15 protein-coding genes and 1 other RNA gene are annotated in these 19,245 nt (G+C 52.9%); 5 read left to right on the forward strand and 11 right to left on the reverse strand.

All coding sequences use genetic code 11. The features are described 5' to 3' along the window. Positions 1–18: 18 nt before the first annotated feature. Positions 19–852, reverse strand: a complete 834-nt coding sequence (locus P9L94_05610; protein ID MDP8243540.1) for a transketolase — start codon at positions 850–852, stop codon at positions 19–21. A gap of 299 nt (positions 853–1,151) precedes the next feature. Next, the gene (locus P9L94_05615; protein MDP8243541.1) at positions 1,152–2,453 is read right to left on the reverse strand and encodes an alpha-L-fucosidase; all 1,302 of its coding nucleotides are present in this window, start codon (positions 2,451–2,453) and stop codon (positions 1,152–1,154) included. 405 nt (positions 2,454–2,858) lie between these two features. On the opposite strand from P9L94_05615, the gene P9L94_05620 reads away from it, so the two are divergent. Then, positions 2,859–3,350, forward strand: coding sequence for an adenylyltransferase/cytidyltransferase family protein (locus P9L94_05620; protein MDP8243542.1), 492 nt, complete (start codon positions 2,859–2,861; stop codon positions 3,348–3,350). Positions 3,351–3,366: 16 nt separating this feature from the next. Here P9L94_05620 and P9L94_05625 read toward each other — a convergent pair whose 3' ends face one another. Continuing rightward, a complete protein-coding gene (locus P9L94_05625; GenBank protein ID MDP8243543.1) occupies positions 3,367–5,793 on the reverse strand; it encodes a glycosyltransferase in 2,427 nt (808 codons plus the stop codon). Between the two features lie 125 nt (positions 5,794–5,918). After that, positions 5,919–6,329 carry a nucleoside 2-deoxyribosyltransferase domain-containing protein gene (locus P9L94_05630; protein MDP8243544.1) on the reverse strand — a complete coding sequence of 137 codons (411 nt, stop codon included), beginning with the start codon at positions 6,327–6,329 and terminating at the stop codon, positions 5,919–5,921. Between the two features lie 164 nt (positions 6,330–6,493). Here P9L94_05630 and P9L94_05635 point away from each other — a divergent pair, with 164 nt between their 5' ends. Together P9L94_05635 and P9L94_05640 are read left to right on the forward strand one after the other, a co-directional pair. Continuing rightward, positions 6,494–6,901, forward strand: a complete 408-nt coding sequence (locus P9L94_05635) for a YkgJ family cysteine cluster protein (protein MDP8243545.1) — start codon at positions 6,494–6,496, stop codon at positions 6,899–6,901. 74 nt (positions 6,902–6,975) lie between these two features. After that, positions 6,976–7,896, forward strand: coding sequence for a class I SAM-dependent methyltransferase (locus P9L94_05640; protein ID MDP8243546.1), 921 nt, complete (start codon positions 6,976–6,978; stop codon positions 7,894–7,896). Between the two features lie 571 nt (positions 7,897–8,467). Here P9L94_05640 and P9L94_05645 read toward each other — a convergent pair. The 4 genes from P9L94_05645 to P9L94_05660 all read right to left on the reverse strand — a co-directional run bounded on the left by P9L94_05645 (position 8,468) and on the right by P9L94_05660 (position 12,749). Further along, entirely contained in the window at positions 8,468–9,103 is a 636-nt protein-coding gene (locus tag P9L94_05645; GenBank protein MDP8243547.1) for a class I SAM-dependent methyltransferase, read from the reverse strand. Continuing rightward, entirely contained in the window at positions 9,093–11,288 is a 2,196-nt protein-coding gene (locus tag P9L94_05650) for a glycoside hydrolase family 31 protein (protein MDP8243548.1), read from the reverse strand. The genes P9L94_05645 and P9L94_05650 overlap by 11 nt, the downstream gene beginning before the upstream one ends. A 120-nt stretch (positions 11,289–11,408) precedes the next feature. Further along, the gene (locus tag P9L94_05655; GenBank protein MDP8243549.1) at positions 11,409–12,371 is read right to left on the reverse strand and encodes an FAD-binding oxidoreductase; all 963 of its coding nucleotides are present in this window, start codon (positions 12,369–12,371) and stop codon (positions 11,409–11,411) included. A gap of 12 nt (positions 12,372–12,383) precedes the next feature. Continuing rightward, entirely contained in the window at positions 12,384–12,749 is a 366-nt protein-coding gene (locus P9L94_05660) for a group 1 truncated hemoglobin (GenBank protein MDP8243550.1), read from the reverse strand. 178 nt (positions 12,750–12,927) lie between these two features. Here P9L94_05660 and P9L94_05665 point away from each other — a divergent pair, with 178 nt between their 5' ends. Both P9L94_05665 and rnpB read left to right on the forward strand, forming a co-directional pair. Continuing rightward, a complete protein-coding gene (locus P9L94_05665) occupies positions 12,928–13,944 on the forward strand; it encodes a hypothetical protein (protein ID MDP8243551.1) in 1,017 nt (338 codons plus the stop codon). A 24-nt stretch (positions 13,945–13,968) separates the two neighbouring features. Then, an RNA gene (rnpB, locus tag P9L94_05670) (RNase P RNA component class A) lies at positions 13,969–14,333 on the forward strand. 413 nt (positions 14,334–14,746) lie between these two features. Here the strand turns inward: rnpB and P9L94_05675 are convergent. From P9L94_05675 to P9L94_05685, 3 genes are all read right to left on the reverse strand, one after another. Next, positions 14,747–16,531 (reverse strand): ABC transporter ATP-binding protein, encoded by a 1,785-nt coding sequence (locus P9L94_05675; GenBank protein ID MDP8243552.1) that lies wholly within the window; start codon positions 16,529–16,531, stop codon positions 14,747–14,749. Between the two features lie 202 nt (positions 16,532–16,733). After that, entirely contained in the window at positions 16,734–17,759 is a 1,026-nt protein-coding gene (locus tag P9L94_05680; GenBank protein MDP8243553.1) for a glycoside hydrolase family 43 protein, read from the reverse strand. Positions 17,760–17,861: 102 nt separating this feature from the next. Then, complete coding sequence (locus P9L94_05685; protein ID MDP8243554.1) at positions 17,862–19,061, reverse strand: NAD-binding protein; 1,200 nt, start codon at positions 19,059–19,061, stop codon at positions 17,862–17,864. Between the last annotated feature and the right edge of the window lie 184 nt (positions 19,062–19,245).

Below are 19,245 nucleotides of genomic sequence, written 5' to 3' on the forward strand. Positions count from 1 at the left end.
GAGAATGTCTAATCCGTCTTACGCGGCGTTGAGTTCTTTCAGCGCCTTTTCACATTGCTCGGCGGTTGGAGCGACGCCGTGCCAGGTATAATCGTTTTCCATAAATGAAACGCCCTTGCCCTTGATGGTCTTCGCCCAAATCAAGGTGGGGCGGTCGGTGACGGCTTTGGCTTCGTCCAAGGCGCGCAACACCTGTTCCATGTCATGGCCGTTGATGGCGATGACGTGCCAGTTAAAGGCGCGGAACTTGGCGTCAATCGGGTCAAGCGGCATGACCTTGTCGACATAACCGTCAATTTGTCCGTTATTGTTGTCTAAAATCGCGGTCAGGTTTCCGGTTTTGTATTTGCCCGCCGCCATGATGGCTTCCCACACTTGGCCCTCTTGGGTTTCGCCGTCGCCGAGTACGCAAAACACCCGCCAGTCGGCTTTGTCCATTTTGGCTGCGAGCGCCATGCCCAGCGCAATCGACAATCCCTGGCCGAGAGACCCGGTCGAGGCTTCGATGGACGGCATACGGACGCAGTCGGGGTGGCCCTGAAAATCGGAGCCGTAGGTGCGCAGCGTGTCGAGTTGGCTGCGGTCGAGGTAGCCCGCTTGCGCCAGCGCCGAATACCACGCCGGAATGCAATGGCCTTTCGACATAATGAAGCGGTCGCGGCCTTCCCATTCCGGGTTGCTGACGTCGTGGTTCATCACGCCGAACAACAACGCAGCGGTAATGTCTGCGACTGAGAGCGAGCCGCCGGGGTGGCCTGATTTCGCTGCAGTAATCATTTTGAGGCTGTCAATGCGAATTTGTCGCGCATATTCTTTGAGCGCGTTGATTTCGCGCGTCAGTTGAAACGTCATGGTTGCTCCTTTACGGCTATTGAATGCGTAATCTTGATGGAATCTGACTAGTATACTAAGCCCTGCGCAAAAATAAACGCCCCGTCGCTGTTCGCGAGCCAGGGCGTAAGATTCACACAAATTAATAGTCGGGCGCAGCGCGCTGCACCCCTATTTTCGCCCTTTCGAATAATGACCAGCGTATTCTGGCATGGGTGCATCTCTGGGAGCGCCTGTGTAAAAGGGCCTGAAAGCCCGCACCGAAGCGAGCAGAGATGCGCCCATGCCTAGCACGATGCAAAATCATGTGTTTGAGATGGCTATAAATTACTTTCACACATGGTGAGTTCAATGATGGTATCAACCGGGTCTTCATAATTCTCGGGCAGCATGATCGCCGCTTTTTTGCCGCCGTGCATCACTTTCAACTTCTTGCCGTTCAACAGTTTCGCCGACTTGACGATGGCGTCGGTCAACGGCAGCGTAATCATGCCCTGGGGCGACTCGAGTACATGCAGGTAGATGGTATTATTGTCTTTCCGGGTTGACGTGCCCCACTGCTGCCGCACCCAGGGGCCGCTGCGGGTATCGTAAATGGTTTTGCCATTTTTCTTGAGCCACGCGCCAACTTCTTTCAGGCGTTCGACTGCTTCGGGTTGAATTTCACCCAGCGGCGTCGGGCCGACATTAAGCAAAAGGTTCGAGCCAAACCCCGCCGCTTTGACCAGATAATGGATTAATTCTTTCGTGGATTTGAACTTGTGATCGTTTTCGTTATAGCCCCACGAGCCATTCATGGTCAAACAGGTTTCGAGCGGCAATCGGCTAACGCCCGCTTTGTTGAATCCAGCGGTGTTTTCACCGGGAAGGTCCTGCTCAAAGTTTTGAAAATTCTCACCAGGAAAAGGATTCACATGGTGGTTGTTGCCGATTAACGCCGTCGGCTGCAACTCATGGATCATGCCGTAGAGTTCGTCTAACTTCCAATCCGCGTCGGGACGGTCCCACCAGCCGTCAAACCACAACCCGCCGATTTCACCGTATTGCGTACACAACTCACGCACTTGGCCGATGTGATAATCCATGTAGCGGTCCCAGTCGCCCGCGACGGGGCGCCCGGTGTATTGCCCGGTTTTTCCGCGCGGGAAATAGTCTTTATGCCGCCAATCGAGTTGCGAATAATAAAAGAACAGGCGCAGGCCGTGCTTTTCGCAGGCGGCGGCGAGTTCTTTCATCGGATCGCGCTTGAAGGGCGTATTGGTAATTTTGTAATCGTTGAGCTGGGTGTCGTACATGCTGAAGCCGTCGTGGTGTTTGCTGGTGATGGTGATGTACTTCATGCCCGCGTCTTTGGCGAGGCGCACCCAGGCGTCGGCGTCGAAGTTCACTGGATTAAATGTCGGCCATAATTTCTCGTATTCTACCACTGGCATCTTGTCGTTGTTCATCACCCATTCGCCTTTTGACAGCAGCGAATAGACGCCCCAGTGAATGAACATGCCGAAGCGGGAATCTTGAAACCATTCTTGCGACTTCTCGATCTGTTTGGTTTGCGCCATGCTGAGCGACGCGCAAAATACAGCAATCAGTAACCACGTTCCCACGGCGAGTCCGGTACGCATAAGCCCCTCCATCATTTCTTGAATGTTGTACATTGTGGGCAATTCATACTGACGCGTCCAGGGACTACTCAATTTCAAGGGTAAAATGTATTTTTATGTTGAAGCCGTCTTAAACGATTCGATTCAAGAGGGTATTCATCCAAATAAAACAAACCAGCCAATTCTGGCATCAATGGCATTGACTTAAGGCTCGCAGCCCCTTTTTTTAAGGGGGGGGGATTCGGGCGCAACGCGTTGAGCCCCTACATGTTGCTTCAGGCATGGGTGCAACTCTGGGAGCGCCTGTGCAAAAGGGCCTGAAAGCCCGCACTGAAGCGAGCAGAGTTATACCCATGCCTTTTGCAGCAAACGATCAAGAATTTTTGAGATAACGTCTATTTGAAATTGTTGTGAAGGAAAAAACGCATGATTTACCACATCAACGATGCTGACCAATGGCGCCCCAGACTTCAACAAGTGCGCGACGCGGGGCAAACCATCGTCACCACCAACGGGACATTCGACATCGTCCATTCGGGGCATATTCACCTCTTGCGCGAAACCAAGGCGCAGGGCGATTTTTTGGTATTAGGACTCAACAGCGACGCCTCGGTCAAAGCCTACAAAAGCCCCAAGCGCCCGATAGTTCCGCAGGACGAACGCGCGGCGCTGCTGGCGGCGGTGCGCTATGTGGACATGATCTTGCTGTTCGATGAGCCGGAGAGCCTGCGCTTTGTGCGCGAGGTGCGGCCTGACGTGCACGTCAAAGATTCGACGTACGGATATGATTTAATCGAAGCGCCTATCGTTCAGGAATACGGCGGCAGAATCCATCTCGTCAACAACGACGGACACTCCACCACCAATATCATCAAAAAAGTCATCGAATTATATAGAGACGACCCGGGATGTTTGTGAGGCGGCCTCACCGCCATTACGCCGACAGTTTTACCACTTTGCCATCATGTTTTGCGTGTTCAAACTGGAAGGCGTGGCGGTTGCCGTTTGATTCGGACTTGTCCGTTACGTCTTTCCAAAAGTTGTTGAAGATGCGTTCTTCTGAGAAGCGTTGCGCCGCATACGCCGCCGCCGTCTCGCCCATCTCCCGAATGCGCCCGGGGTTTTCGATCAGGCTTTCGACTTTGGCGATGAAGTCTTCTTCGGAGGTCGCGACCAACCCGGTCTTACCTTTCTCGATGAGTTCCTGCGGGCCGCCTTCGTTCATCACCACGCAAGGCAAGCCCGACGCCTGCGCTTCGACCACGACGTTGCCGAAGGTATCGAGCAATCCAGGGTGAATGAACAGGTCAGACGATGCGTACGCAGCGTGGAGGTCTTTTTTAAACTTCGGCCCCACCATGTGGAAGCGGTCTAATTTGGCCGTCTTGCAGCGCAGGGCTTCAAAGTAAGGGCCGTCGCCCACAACGTGAATCACAAAGCAATCATGTTTCGCTTCGAGCGCGTTGTAGAGCCGGATCAACACATCGAGGTTTTTGTCTTCTGAAATACGCCCGCAGAAGAGTATCTTAATTGGCTCTTCGGCGTCCCAGAACGAAGGGTCATATTTTTTCGGCGAGAAGTCAGTGGCGTCGATCCACCGTTCCATAATGCGGCAGCGCGATTCGTCGACGCCCATGTTGCCGAGATCGTCGATGTACCAGCGCGACGGCGAGAAGACCGAATCGACCGCGCCGTAAAACGACCGCGTCAATGAAAGCGCCGCTTCGCCGAACATGGGGTCGCCCGACACCCGCAAGGCAATGCGGGGCAGATCAGTATGATAGACGCCGTGCACAGGAATCTGCATCAACTTGCCGCAGAGCAGCCCGATCAATCCCATCGGGCCGGGCGTACTGACTACGATGGAGTCAAAATCCTGGTCTTCGACGTATTTCAAGACCTTCAAAAGCGACGGGACATACAGCGTCACTTTTTCGTACCCCGGCAGCGCCATCGGGCGCAATGGTTTGAAGTTTTTCACTTTGGCGTCGATCTCAATCTCGTCGGGCGCACAAGCGATCAGTGTCAGGTCTTTCCCCCGCGCATGGGCGGCGCCGGCGAACATGCGGCAGGTTTTTGACACGCCGTCCATATTGATGATCGAGTCGGTGAACCAGGCGACTTTTGGTTTGCGCGGTTGGCCCAGCCATTCTTCGGCGCGCTCGATCAGGTCTTTTTCATCATGCAGGTTTTTGATGCACATTAAATAAGACGCCGTCAAAACCGGCGCTAGAAAAATGAAATAGGGAATCAACTTGGGCTTCTGACAGACACGCGACAACATCTCATCCAGAATGTCAGAAGACAGGTCAAACACATTCTCGTTATATTCCTCACGGGTCACGATGCCGTCCTGAAAGAGAAACTTCATCGACTTGTTGTTGATGATGACTTCGCGGATTTCTTCAATCAGGTGAATACCAGTGCCTTGCGGCTTGCGAAAAAATCCCAGCACTTTACGAATGGTCTTGCGAAAGCGGCTTTGCCCTAACCCCGCCATTGGGCGCCGTTCAAAGATGCGGCTTAACACCGTCAGCAGTTCATGGGCGCCGGGGCCGAGTTTGCTGCGGTAATATTGAAACGCAATGCTGTTGACTTGGTGCGACAGGGTCAGGCAGCCGCCGCTAAGCCCACAACAGCGGGTGTTGCCTTTGCGAATTCCGTCGAGTACGCCCTTAACGCTGACTTCGTCTACTTCGACTTCGGTGTAAACCGTCCCGACGAACAACCCGCTGTGATCGTCGCTGCCTGCGATGAATTGTTTCACCCACGGCTTGTCGCCGACCGGTTTGATATCGTGCTTCTGCGAAAGTTCTTCAATGATTTTCGGTGTGAGGCTGTTCAATACATTTTCAACCGCTTTGTTTAAACGATGCAGGCGGGTGCCGTTGAGCGATTCAAAATTCTTAAACAATAAAATTAATTTTTCAAAATGCTCCCAAGTGAGTTTTCCATTTACTTTATGCAGCGGATGCGCGCAAGCGTGAACAATGTCGTTCTTGTTCAAATATTCGACAAAATCATAAATGTTTCCACGGACTTCTTGTATCTCGTCAAATTGCTTTTGGTTCAGGCCCCAGGTGAGAATGTGTATTTTCACGTCGTTGGAGAAATAGGTGGTGACTTCATTGCCGATGATGACATTGTCATGCTGGGCGATTTCTTTCGCGCCTTCAATGGTGTTGTGATCAGTCAGGCAAACGAACTCCATGCCCCGGTGCATGGCGATGTCGCGCACATGCGCGGGCGACACGAAACTCTCCGGGCACCCAAGGCGCTGCATCAGCCAAAGCGACGGGCGGTCAGACGCCCAGGAATGGCAATGCAAATCAATTCGGACAATCGAGGGATTCTCACACATGGTTCACTCCACCAGGTTTCAGGTTACAAAAACGATTATGTCCCGGTATTGAAACGGCCTTCTATGAGAATACGGTTATGACCGGGAAATATTTCACCTGGTTCCATTATTTTATTTGAATTCGATCATCCAAAGTGGCGGCGAACATAGTCGCAGGTTTCGTCCAGGGAGGGAAGAATCTTGGTAGAGAATTTGACGATCCACGGGTTGCAGTCTTTATATTCGAACGGAGAAAACGTCACCACAAATTTCCCCAGAGTGTATGCGGCGTAAAAAATTTCCATCGACGTGCCCACGCTGGGCTTGTTGTAATTGACTAGAATAATGTCAGCGTCGCGAATGTCTTGCAGGTCAAACTCGACAATCTCGTTGGCGCTGTCGACTTCGTTGTCTTTAAAACTGCGCCGCATTGGATCGAGCAAGTCGAATTTATCTTGTAATTTCCGTTTGGCGTCTTCGCGCCATTCGACGGCCTCGCCGTTGACTTCGCCCATTATCGGGCCGGACAGGTAGATGGTTTTTTTGATTTCATTCATGATACAACTCTCAAGCAGACGACCGTACGCCCCGGACAGTGCAGGCAGGCGGCAATCGGCGGCGGTTTGAACTGGTATGCTGGTTTATTGATTTTATAATAGAAGCGGGCGCAGCGTAAGCATGTCGGCCCGTCATGCAAGTTGGATGTTGAAAGGCGAATACGATGGAACTCCCGGTATTGAACGATTCCGTGTGCAACCGTTGCACAGGATTGTGCTGCAGCTACGTGACGGTCGAGATCGAAAAGCCGCGCAGCAAGCGCGCCAAAGACGACTGCCGCTGGTATGTGCTTCATGCGGGCGTCACCATCATCATCGAAGACGGCAACTGGCATGTGAAGTTCCCCTCGCGCTGCGACCAGCTCAACGACGACAACAGTTGCAAAATTTACGAAGACCGCCCCAAGACCTGCCGCGACTACGCCAACGACAACTGCGACTACTACAGCGAATACGAAGGCTGGGCGCGCAACTACGTCGAACTCGAAAGCCCCGAAGACCTCGCCAATTATTTTGAATCGCGCAAACGCAAGAAAAACGGCAAAGCCAAAAAGGCCGAAAAAAAGAAGTAGCAACGCGGCGATGTGCGTCCGCATGAAGCCGCAGGCTGAATCATGCCTCTCCTTGCTGTATGATCCGTAGGATCATGACGAACCCGTTTCCGCCAAGTCAATATAAACGCATCGACGCTCTGTTCCGCGCAGGCGAATTTTTATGGCGCCGACGTCACGGAGTGTCGAAGGCGTTTCCATGCGCCAACGCGCCCGACTATTGGTACTGGCTGATGTGGTACGGCCCCAAGTTGTTTCCGCTCATTCAACAAAATGGATACGCGTTTCCCCCGGCGGCGTTCATTCAGCGCGTGATTGGCGAGCCTGCGACCGCCAAGCGCTTCAATGAAAGCGGCTTGGTCGATTGGCGGCGCATCGAAGGCTGCCTACGCAGCGCCGGGTTTGATTTCCAACGCGGCGGCAATGTGCTCGATTTCGGCTGCGGCTGTGGACGCATTCTGCGCCACTTCGCATTGTATGCGGATGCGTGTTCGTTTTACGGCGGCGACGTCGACGCTGACCTGGTTGCATGGTGCAAACTGCATTTCGATTTCGCTCAATGCGCAACCATGCCGCTCATGCCGCCGACGCCGTATGCCTCCAATCAATTTGACGCCGTCTATGCGTATTCGGTATTCAGCCATTTACCGCTTGAAGCGGCGCAGGCCTGGCGTGATGAACTCCATCGCATCTGCAAACCGGGCGCTGTGGTTGTATTAACCTTGCAGGGAAACAACGTGGTCAGATCAATTACGACAAGAGTACGCGATCTGGGGACGCCTTCCGCGCAGCAGTTAGAACGCGACGCCGGAAAATTTCAGCAAGAAGGCTTTTTGTTTTATCCATACCCCGCTCAATCCGAAAGCGAAACATCGTGGATGAACGCCTGTCAATACGGCAACACATTTTTTAGCGAGGCGTTTGCGCGTACGTTTTGGAGCGCAGGCTTCGATGGAGTCGAATACCTGCCCGCGCCCGACGACTGGCAGGATTACATCATTCTGCGGCGTGTATAATTGAATTTGGACAATCTAAATATCTTATATTTTGCGGTTGATTTTCTCTTTTTTCTGATCCCCCCTGCCCCAATGTCATTGACTTAAGACTTTTAGCCCTCCTTTTTAAGGGGGGACGGCGCTGAAAGCGCCAGGGGGGATTCGGGCGCAGCGCGCTGCGCCCCTAGACTTTGATCTCCTGCTTCAAGGGCTGGCTCCGTACCATTCCGCCTTGGCTCGCCGCCCTGTTTTATAAGGTTGTGTTTTGGGGAGGGCGAGGCTCCCGCCGAGCCGCGAGTATTCGATAAGTTTTCATCTATATCCGGCTCACCAGGAGCCAACACTACTATTGGAGCGTTTCAAGTAGGGTGGCGTTGAGCGCAGCGAAACTCACCAATGATTTGTTTTTAATTGCCACTGGTGGGATTCATTTCATTCATCCCACCCTACCAAACTTCGCGACGCCTTGGCTTGCCACCCCTTAAGTCAATGACATTGCCCCCTGCCCCCCTTAGGGTGGCGTCGAAGTCGTCGGGGGGGATTTCTCCAAAACAGAGATAAGCGAAACCCAATTTGCACGAAGTTGAGGTTCTTATTCTTCCTTCACCTTCAGCGGCGTCGTCCACAGATAGACGGGGCTTTCTTCGAGTTCATCGTCCGGCCCATACAGGTCATACGGATCACTCTCATCGCGAACATGAGGGATGATAAACTCCTTGCCGCCTTCCACTGCGTTCATATCAAAATAGTGCGACACAATCCGCGAGCCGGGCTTAAGCGTTTGTAATTGTGGAACCAGCCGGTTGTTTAACTCCGGCAGCAAATACATCATAATCACGTCGGCCTCGCTAAGATCAAGCGTGAAGATATCCGCTTCTTCGATCCGAACCAGATGTTCAAGGCCGTTCGTTTTCACATTCTCCCGCGACTCTTTCACTCGTTCCGGGTCAATATCATAGCCAACGCCCCGGCAGCCGTATTTCTTCGCGGCGGCAATCAAAATGCGCGCGTCGCCGCAACCCAAATCATAAATCAGGTCGTTTTCATTCAATTGGGCCAGCGACAACATCACGTCAACGACGTTGTGCGGCGTAACCAGAAACTGAACATCGGGCTTGTGCGGGCCTTCGTCAGAAACCGGTTCAACCGCAGGGCTTAAATAGATATAGACGCCGGGAACCGCAATCAAAACGAACAAGAGTATATAATTTCGCAGGCTAGTATTCATTCGTCATAAACACCCATTCAAAGTTCGTATACGAAGACTCGTATTCGCCGTTGAGCGTTGTCACGTCTCCGCTACGTTTTCCATTCATATTTTTAGCCGTGAGTTGTTTCCAGACATAGTCGCCTGATTCAAAATCAAACGTCGTCCCATCGTCGTCATACAGCATCGCGCTGGAGGACGACTCGCCGTAATGGCGCACTTCGATCTCAATCTCATTCGGCGCTTTTGAAATTCGCTCGACCACAGGCGTCATCGGGATAATTCCACCGTCTTTAACGTACAGTGGAATCGTATCTAGCGGCGCTTCGACGGTGATGACTTCGCCGCCGCCCGCATAGTCGCCCGTATAAAAGTCATACCATTTGCCTTGCGGTAAGATCACGCTGCGCTGTGTTTGTCCGGTCAGCATCGGCGCGACCAGAATCGCCTCGCCAAACATATATTGGTCGGTCACGTCTTTGCGCACCGCCATCGCATAAGGATTTTTCGCGTCGTCTAACACGCCTTCTGAAACAGTTTGTTGGTCGTTGTAGCCTGGCTCCAACACCATCGAGCGAATCGGCGGCGTCCCGTCGAAGTGATATTTGGCGAACGCTGTATATATGTACGGCAACAGGCGCGTACGCAGTTGAATGATCTTGCGCACGTCGTCTTCCACTTCAGCGAACGTCCACGGCTTAGTGTTTGACGACCAGCCGTTGAGCTGCACCATGTGCGAGAAGCACACCGACTGCATGCGCCGCAGCCATTCTTCGGGCGACTTTGCCGAGCGAATTTCCGGCGTATAAAGAAGGCCCGAGAAACTGGTGTTAATCAGCGCATTGATGAACCCCTTGTGGTCGTAGTGGTCGGTGTAAATCGCGAATGGATACGAAGACGCGGCGGCGTTAGACGCGCGAACCAAACTGTAGGTGCGTTGATTGCGCTTACGGAACGTCTCCATCATCATCTTTTGAATTTGCAGCCCGTACAGTTGCCGCATTTGTTCGGCGCTGGTTCCAGAGGGGAACATCGCGTGATCGGGCCACAGCCAAAAGTCATAGCCGTCAACTTCGTCAAATTTATATCCGCTGACGCCGAGTGAAAGATGTTCGGATTCGTGATACGTCGAGAAAATGTTTCGCGCTTGCGGCAAAATAAAGTCGGGAACGATCCCCAGCCAGACGGTGTGCGAACCCGTAAACGGTTTGATTTTTAAGTAGATGGGCGCATCGGGCGAGACGTAAGGGTTTTCCCATAAATTCACGTGGACGCCTTGCTTAGTCATTTCTTGCATGAATGTTTCCGGGGCGGGAAATAGCGCCGGGTTCCATTCGTAAGTGCAGGGGTACGATTTGGTGTGCCAGCCCGGCTCCAGCCCGATCACATCGAGTGGAAAGCCGCGCCGCTCAAATTCACCCACTTCATCAAGCACGTCATCGCTGCTGGCGTTGGTGCGCATGCGATGCCAAAAGCCCAGCCCCCATTTGGGAGGCAACGCGCCCCCGCCCGCGTAGAGGTTATATCGCCGCACCGCGTCTAACATGCTCGGCCCCGCGAAGACGATCACTTCCATACCGTCGGCGATCACGCTAGCCTCGACCGCGTCCGAATCGGGCATCGCCTGCCAACTGCGGTCTGTATTGCGGTCGCGCGGCGCGGGGAAGTTGGGCGAATCCTTACGATTGCCCACGCCCGCATAAATCGAGATGTACTGCGCCGAGTTAAACAACACGCCGTAACCGTTTGACGAGACATAAAACGGCGCGGGCGCGTGCAGGCGTTCGTTTCCGCTTTTGTAATGGTCCATGCGCAGGTGATAGACTTTTCCCCGCCGGTTCAGTCCTTGAAACTGCAAGCCCAGGCCGTAGAGTTGTTCGCTGTCGTCGAGTGGAATGCGGGCGATGCTGCGTTGGTTGCTGAGCAGCCCGCGCGTGTCGTTTTCATTGAATGGAAACTTCGCAGTCGGCATCTTCGCCAGCGCTTCGGTTTGCGGCGCGGCCCCGGCGAAATCCATATAGGTCAGCGCTTGCTTGGCGCCGATCTGCGCCGACCACACCCCTGGCGCGACTTCGCGCCAGGGGAGCGCATTCATGCCCGTCAACGAAACATCATGCAATTCGAGAGAGCCTTGCGCATCTGCGGCGCTAAGGGCGCAGGTGATTAAAATAAACAACGAGAGAAATTTTATATTGAACGCGGTCATGGTTATCTCTTTGTGGGTAGAATGAGATTCACCGCCAATGTACCGCATCTGTTCAATAAGTTACAACCCGATAGGACGTGTTCTTTGAGAGTTTTTTATGGCGAGGTCTAAAACCGGAAATTAATCAGTCGCTCGGCTAAGCAGAAACGCGTCCGAGAAGATGTTCTTGTTGGATGCGCCTTTGAGAAATATTTTTTTTCTTAAACTGTTCACCAAGGCCGGGTTCCCGCATAAATACACCCGCCAATCTTTGAACGCCGGGTCGGCGGACAACACGAGTTCTTCAATGTCGCCGGTTTGGATGCCAGCGTCAGCGCTGTCTTCTTTTACGCAGGGCGTGTAATGCAACTGCGGGAACTGTTCCGCCAGGGCGAACAACTCGTCGACCAGATATAACCTGTCACGCGTAAGAGACCCATGATAGAGGTGAATGTTTCCCTGGTGCCCGTTCTCCAACGCGTCATGCGCTATCCCCACCAACGGCGCGAGGCCGGTCCCGGTTCCGGCAAGCAGCAGCGGCTGATGCGGTTCGCCGGGGAGATAAAAACAATCGCCGACCGGGCCGCGAATTTTCACGCGGTCGCCCGGCTGCAATTCATCATGGACCCAGTTGCTCATTGCGCCGTTGGCAATGCGCTCGACATGAATCTGGATCGGCCTGCCGGGCAGACTGGCGATAGAATAACTGCGCACCAAACCATCCGCTCGTTTGAGTTGAATGTATTGCCCGGCGCGATAGTCAAACGGCGCGTCCGGTTCAATTTCAACCAGAACAGAGCAGGCGTTCAGCGGCGCTTTTGTTTTAACGACCGCATCCACTTCAATGTCGGCTTCGCCGATGTCGAGATCGCTGGCCGGGACGCATTGGCAGGCCAGAAAATAGCCCTGCGCCATCATTGCGTCTTTCAGTCCCATTTGCGAAGCGGGAGGCAGGCCCGGCGAGTGCGACTGCATCAAACACGCCTGACACGCTCCGCTTTTGCATGAATAAGAAACAGCAACTTGATGGCGCAGGAGACAATCGAGAACGGTCTCGTTTTCGTTAAGTAAATACGTTTGGTCGTTATAGTGAATTATTGGCATGAAGGCTCTCGGTTAGCGGTTTAATACATCATCACGGACGCTATTGGCGATGGCGGCGACTTCGCCGATTGCGGCATCATCCACGCCGAGCTCTTTCAGAGTCGCGCCCAGGTTTTCGATGACGGCGTCCACGTGCGAGTCATCCAGTCCTTGCGCGACCAGATGTTTGTGGCCATCGCGCATGTCTTTTCCTGAGTAGTTGTTCGGCCCGCCAAACGCCATGGTCAAAAATCCTTTTTGCTTGGCGATTTGCTGGTCCATGTCCACGCCCTCAAAAAAGCGGCTGATGCGGTCGTCGGTCAATACTTTGCGGTAAAAAATTTCCACAGCGGCTTCAACGGCGTCTTTTCCACCCAAGCGGTCATACAGTGAACTCATCGGTAATCTCCTTTTGCCTAAAGATGTATTTAAAATACATCTTTAGGCAAAAGAGTCAAGGATCGAGAAGGGCGAATGAGTAGTTGTTGAATTCCAATTGTACTTTCAATACAATTACAACATCTATTCGCGTATTACAATCGGGTACGAATGAATCTATCAAAACTGTATGGGGTGAATGATGAAACCGTCTCTATTGATCTATGCTGCGATCTTGGTGTTTGGGTTTACAGCAACAGCATTTGGTTTGGAACTTCAAGTTGAAGAAACTTACAAAATTTGGGACAACGCGCCAACCAATGCGTTTACCGACCTCACATTGATTGATGGAAAGTTCATCTGTGTGTTTCGCGAGGGGACTGCTCATGTCTCGCCGGACGGTAGCATCCGTGTGCTTCAATCGACCGATTTAAAAAACTGGCAGTCGCTCGCCCTGATCCAAAAAGACGGCTATGACCTGCGCGACCCGAAAATCACGCTGCATCCAGACGGCAAAACCTGGTTGATTTACGGCGGCGCCGCTGTGCGCGAAGGCAAACAACCTGCGACGTCTCATCAGTCGTTTGTCGTGACGTCAACCGATGGACTCAACTGGTCGCCGCTGATTTGGGCGGCGGCGCCAAGCCAATGGTTATGGCGGGTGACCTGGTTTAATGACGCGGCCTACGGCATCGCCTACAACGTCAGCCCACAGAGCCGCGCCGAACGCCGCTATGGAACCACGCTGCTGAAAAGCGATGACGGCAAGACGTTTACCGAGTTGGTTCCCAGCCTGTTCGGCGAGAGCGGTCCGACAGAAGCGACCTTGCGTTTTGCTGAAGATGGAACCTGCTATTGCCTCCAGCGGCGCGACGGCAAAGAAGGCAACACCGCATTGCTCGGAACCAGCCAACCGCCCTATAAAGAATGGTCATGGAAAGACCTGGGCCGGTATTTTGGCGGGCCTGACTTCATCCAAATTCCGTCCGGCGAGTGGATCGCATCAGGGCGTTTTCATACCGATGACGGTTCCAAGACGGTGGTTTGTCTGCTTGATGTTGAAAACGGTAGCCTCGAACAAAAGTTGACATTGCCCAGCGGCGGCGACACCAGTTACCCCGGTATGCTCTGGCATGACGGCAAGTTGATCGTGAGTTATTACTCAAGCCACGAGGGCAAAACCAGCATTTATCTCTCAACGATTTTGGTGAAGTAAAACGGTGATACAATAAAGCCAATGCGGGGGGAGGAGGCGATCGCGGGCCGGCGCATGTCGGCTTTGAGGAAAGTCCGGACTCCACAGAGCAAGACGCTGGGTAACGCCCAGGAGGGGAAACCCTACGGAAAGCGCCACAGAAAATATACCGCTCGCCCCGGCGAGTAAGGGTGAAATGGTGGGGTAAGAGCCCACCGCGTTTCTAGGCGACTAGGACGGCACGGCAAGCCCCGTCTGGAGCAACGTCAAGTAGGAGAGCCAGGAACTGCTCGTTCCGTTTCGCCTTCGGGCGGGTAACTCTCGGGTAGGCGGCGCGAGGCCGTTGGTAACAACGGTCCCAGAGAAATGATCGCCCTCGACAAAATCCGGCTTACACTTCCCCCCGCAGGCATTTTTCCCGCTTGCTTCACATTCGCCTCATTGCGAATAGATCGACGCAAGGCTTTTACTCCTCCACCAAGTTGGGGGAGCCTGGGTGACAATGTCATTGACTTAAGTAATGTAGGGTGGGTTCTTAACCCACCATTTTCAAACAACACGGCACGGTGGGCTGCTTCGCGAGCCCACCCTACCGCAGATGAATGATGCGTTTCAAGTAGGGTGGCGTTGAGCGCAGCGAAACCCACCAATAGAAATTCTCCAAATTCGATAATCAAAAGTAAACGGCATGGGTGGCAAGGGCAAGGCTGAGTGCAACGAAGCCAGCCCTTGAATGAATGATTGATCCCCCCGGCGCCTAAGCGCCGCCCCCCCTTTAAAAAGTGGGGCTATTTCAAGGTCATCAAATTAAATATGCGGCGGATTACGAGCGGATGCCGAGGCTGTCTTCGAGCAGCTGGCGGTTGTGCATCTGCGAATAGAGGCCGCCGTGTTCAACCAATTGATCGTGCGTCCCTTCTTCGGCGATGCCGCCGTCTTCGAGAACAATAATGTGGTCGGCGTTTTTGACGGTGGAGATGCGGTGGCTGATGAGGATGCAGGTTGAACGGTGCATCGCGTCCGACAACCCGCGTAGGATGGCTTCTTCGGTGTTGGTGTCGACCGCCGAGAGGCAGTCATCCAAGATGAGTATTGGACGGTTTAATATCAGCGCCCGCGCAATGCCGGTGCGTTGTTTCTGCCCGCCCGAAAGGGTAATGCCGCGCTCGCCGACGCGGGTCTGATAGCCGTCGGGGAAATTGGCGATTTCCTGCGCCAGTTGGGCGCGCTGGGCGGCCTCTTCGATTTCGAGTTCACTGATTTCGACTTCATCGTCGATGCCGAATCGAATGTTATTATGGATCGTATCAGAAAACAAAAACACTTCTTGCGAGATATACGCAATCGAATTGCGCAAGACTTCGCGGGGGATATCGCAGATATCGCGCCCTTCATAAAAAATGGAACCGCGCGGCACCGCATAGAGGTGCAACAACAGGTTCACCACGGTCGATTTTCCGCAGCCGGTGGGGCCGACGATCGCCAGCGTCTGCCCCGGTTTGATGTCGCAATGAAATTGCTTCAACACCGGCTCTAGATCGGGGCCGTATGAAAACGTCAGGTCGCGAATCTCAATGCCGCCCTGTAGCGCCTGCTCATCGCCGTGGTCAGGGTCGAGCACATCGGGCGGCGTTTCTAACACCGCTCGGATGCGCCGCCACGAGGCCACGCCGCGATGAATGACGTTGATGATCCACCCCATCGCGATGATGGGCCACATCAAGAGTTGATAGTAAAAGGCAAATTGCACCAACTCGCCCAACGTCATCTGGTCTTCGATCACGCGAATGCCGCCAACCCATAAAATCAAAACCAGCCCCACCCCGCCGACCATTTTCATAAAGGGAAACAAGCGCCCGCGCAGCTCGACCTGCTTCAAGTTGCGGTCGATATAGCGGTCGTTAACTTCACGGAAGCGCTCATACTCGGCCTGTTCCTGACAGAAGGCTTTGACGACGCGAATGCCCGCGAGGTTTTCTTGCACACGGGCCGCCAGTTCTGAATAGATGTCTTGCGCCTGGCGATAATAGCGGTGCATCTTGCGGGTGAGAAAATTCACATAGGCGAACAGAATCACGACCGGTACTAAAATGGTCATGGTCAGCGTGGCGTCGGTGGTCATCATCGCATAAAACGCCAAAATCACGACCAAGACCGTCTGGCCGGGGTACATCACCCCGGGGCCGACCAAGAGCCGCACCGCTTCGATATCGCTGGCGAAGCGCGTCATCAGGTCGCCAGTGCGCATGTTATGAAAAAAGCGCGGCGTCAGGCTGAGAACATGAGTAAACAGGTCGTTGCGCAGCCGCATCTCGATGGTGCGCGACGCGCCAATAATGAGCCAACGCGACCAGAACATGGTCAGCGCCGAAAGCATCGCCAGCCCGACAATCCACAGGCACTTCTCGTTGAGCGCGGCGCGGGTAAGTTCGCCGGTTTCCCACCCATTAAAAATATCCTTAATAATGGAGGGAATCATAATCACGATGCAAGCGTGTAAACACAGAGCGCCGACGCCGATCAGGTTTGGTACGGCGACCGGTTTCAAGTAATACAACAGCGCGTTAAATAGCGTTAATGGACGTTCGTTGTCAGAAAGGTTCGACATAGAAGTCTATTGTACTCGCAGGAAAAAAAGAGACCAGTTTTGCAGTATGGGATATGCAATCGTGAGCCAAATATAAAAACACAAAACGCCGCAGGGGATTGGGTGGAGCGGCTTTCGGAGTCAGCGGCAATAAGCCGCGACGGAGACAAGCAAAACCCAACCCCGGCGGCGTACAATCAAGTGACGAGATCAATTTTCAGAATTATCGCTGAATCGGATGTTTTGTGACGCCTTCAAATGTCATCTTCACAGGCTTTATGGTTCCGTCATCGTTAAATTCGAGTTTGTCGATGCAGGTCACCCGATGATCGCGTCCTTTATTGGGGATCGGGCGGCGATGATAGACGATGAACCATTGGTCTTTTCCTGGAACCTGAATCACCGAGTTATGGCCCGCGCCAGTCGCAACATTTTCGTCGGATTGTAGGATGTTGCCGATGCGCTCGAACGGCCCAAGCGCACTGTCTGCTGTTGCATACGCCACTTTGTAGGATGAGTTGCCCCAGCCGCCCTCTGACCACATGAAATAATACTTGCCCTTGCGATTGAACATCACCGGGCCTTCGACATAGCCTTCCGGCGTAATTTCACGAAACAGCGAGCCGTCGTCCCAAGGCAAAAAGCCCGTGAAGTCATCGTTCAACTTCGCCATGTTGCAATGCCGCCAGCCGCCGTAGATCATGTAGTAGGTTCCATCCGCATCTTGAAAGACGAACTGGTCGATGGGCTGGGCGTCGTTATGAAAATCGGGAACCAGCGGTTTGCCCAACAGGTCTTTATAAGGCCCGGCGGGCGAGTCGGCGACCGCAACGCCGATGCCGCCCTGATGATTTTTGGGGTCGTTTTCGTCCCACAAAGGGCCGCCGGGACGCTGGATGTCATTGGCGGAAAAGAACAAATAATATTTACCGTCTTTTTCAATCGCAGACGGCGCCCATATTGCGCGCCGCGCCCATTTGATGATGGATGTATTGAGTACGCGCTCGTGCTTGGTCCAATTTACCAAATCAGGCGAAGAATACGCATTGAGAAAAACCTGCTCATCATATTTGGCTGAATAGGTCGGAAAAATCCAATACGAGTCGCCGAATACAACGCCTTCGGGGTCGGCGTACCAGCCTTCAAATATTGGATTGCCAGAGGTTTCGTCTTCGCAAACAGCGTTGAATGTTGGATACAACACGAACAACGAGAAAAGAAGTAGAGAAAGATAAAAATGTATTTTCATCGGAGAAAGTTTCCTTTTTCTATTGGATCGTTAATTTAGAAATCAGACAGAAAAACATACAACAGAAAACTAGCATTGCGAATCGCAAAGCGTCAAGCCAGATCAGTTTTGTTGTGGAATCTTGAACAAACTGCGTAGTTTTTCAAATTGGGAGTGAAACCCCAGCCCCACCAAGATATCCCCTTCTTTGAAAACATAGTCAGCAGACGGGTTCAGGCTCATGCAGCCGGTTGAATCTTTCACCCCCATCACATTGACGCCTGAACGCGACTTGATGTGAGATTCTTTCAATGAGACACCGTTCAATGCGCACGAATCACTGACCAGGATTTCTTCTAACAAAAGCGGTTCGCCGTCTTGCAGCGTATGCATCGAGTGGTCAAGAAACTCGACCACAGCGGGGCGAAGCGCCATCGCCGCCATGCGTCCGCCGCCCAGTTGCGCGGGCATCACCACCCGGTCGGCCCCGGCGCGTATCAGTTTGTCTTGCGAATTTTCATTCAAGCCCCGTGATATGACAAATAGATTGGGGTTTAACACCTTCGCCGTCAAAATGGTAAACACGTTATCGGCGTCGCTGGGAAAGCAGGTAATCATTCCCTTGGCGCGTTCGATGTTCCCGGATTGAAGAATTTCATCTTCGGTGGCGTCGCCAACGAGGTAGAGTTCGCCTACCTGCAACGAGGCTTGCATGAGTTCCAGCGACCGGTCTATCACAACAAACTCAATTTTATGTTCCCGAAAACTGCGTACGATTTCCATGCCCACCCGGCCCAGGCCGCAGATGATGTAGTGTCCGTTCAGCGATTCGATTTTTTTCATCATTCTCCTCAACTTTACCGCCTGGCTTAAATGGCCCTCGACGATGAACGCCAACGCATTCGCTCCCGCCCATGCCAGCGTGATAAAACTGACAACCAAAAAAAGGGCGACGTAAATTCGCGCCGCGTTCGTGACAGGATAAATATCGCCGTATCCGGTACTGGTTAGCGTGATGACGGCCAGGTAGAAGGAATCGATAAGACTCTCAGGTTTCCCCACTTTGGTTGCATCATACATTCCGCCGTTCTGCCCGAAATAATACATGCCAACAGAGCCGCCAAACACAATAACAATGACGGCCAATATTGATAATTGAAATGCATGCAATGATGAGTGAGAGGGGTCTTGGTATCTCTGATTGCCTTCTTTACTCCAAAGGCGCTTATAAAGAAAATAATAAACACAGACAAACGGCCATTGAAAGGCAAGAAGAATAAACGCCAACGGGCGGAGCGATATGAACTGGGAGTTTTTAGGCATAAAAAACCGCACAACAGATACATCCAGAAGTCACGCGCACAATTAGAACAATTTTAAGGTTCATCCGGTAATTGAGTACCTACATTAATGGATGGTCATGATTTTGATTCCGAAAACGTATTCCGGCGTATCAATAATTGACAAACCAAACCAGGCATGGGTGTAACTCTGGGAGCGCCTGTGC

This window comes from Candidatus Hinthialibacter antarcticus (assembly GCA_030765645.1).
GTDB classification, from domain to species: Bacteria; Hinthialibacterota; Hinthialibacteria; order Hinthialibacterales; family Hinthialibacteraceae; genus Hinthialibacter; species Hinthialibacter antarcticus.

What these genes read in the sequence shown, in the direction of transcription:
- P9L94_05650 (MDP8243548.1), bottom strand. Translation starts at nt 11,288, where the DNA reads ATGACCGCGTTCAATATAAAATTTCTCTCGTTGTTTATTTTAATCACC.
- P9L94_05610 (MDP8243540.1), bottom strand. Translation starts at nt 852, where the DNA reads ATGACGTTTCAACTGACGCGCGAAATCAACGCGCTCAAAGAATATGCG.
- P9L94_05685 (MDP8243554.1), bottom strand. Translation starts at nt 19,061, where the DNA reads ATGCCTAAAAACTCCCAGTTCATATCGCTCCGCCCGTTGGCGTTTATT.
- P9L94_05645 (MDP8243547.1), bottom strand. Translation starts at nt 9,103, where the DNA reads ATGAATACTAGCCTGCGAAATTATATACTCTTGTTCGTTTTGATTGCG.
- P9L94_05640 (MDP8243546.1), top strand. Translation starts at nt 6,976, where the DNA reads ATGACGAACCCGTTTCCGCCAAGTCAATATAAACGCATCGACGCTCTG.
- P9L94_05615 (MDP8243541.1), bottom strand. Translation starts at nt 2,453, where the DNA reads ATGCGTACCGGACTCGCCGTGGGAACGTGGTTACTGATTGCTGTATTT.
- P9L94_05675 (MDP8243552.1), bottom strand. Translation starts at nt 16,531, where the DNA reads ATGTCGAACCTTTCTGACAACGAACGTCCATTAACGCTATTTAACGCG.
- P9L94_05620 (MDP8243542.1), top strand. Translation starts at nt 2,859, where the DNA reads ATGATTTACCACATCAACGATGCTGACCAATGGCGCCCCAGACTTCAA.
- P9L94_05635 (MDP8243545.1), top strand. Translation starts at nt 6,494, where the DNA reads ATGGAACTCCCGGTATTGAACGATTCCGTGTGCAACCGTTGCACAGGA.
- P9L94_05655 (MDP8243549.1), bottom strand. Translation starts at nt 12,371, where the DNA reads ATGCCAATAATTCACTATAACGACCAAACGTATTTACTTAACGAAAAC.
- P9L94_05660 (MDP8243550.1), bottom strand. Translation starts at nt 12,749, where the DNA reads ATGAGTTCACTGTATGACCGCTTGGGTGGAAAAGACGCCGTTGAAGCC.
- P9L94_05680 (MDP8243553.1), bottom strand. Translation starts at nt 17,759, where the DNA reads ATGAAAATACATTTTTATCTTTCTCTACTTCTTTTCTCGTTGTTCGTG.
- P9L94_05630 (MDP8243544.1), bottom strand. Translation starts at nt 6,329, where the DNA reads ATGAATGAAATCAAAAAAACCATCTACCTGTCCGGCCCGATAATGGGC.
- P9L94_05665 (MDP8243551.1), top strand. Translation starts at nt 12,928, where the DNA reads ATGATGAAACCGTCTCTATTGATCTATGCTGCGATCTTGGTGTTTGGG.
- P9L94_05625 (MDP8243543.1), bottom strand. Translation starts at nt 5,793, where the DNA reads ATGTGTGAGAATCCCTCGATTGTCCGAATTGATTTGCATTGCCATTCC.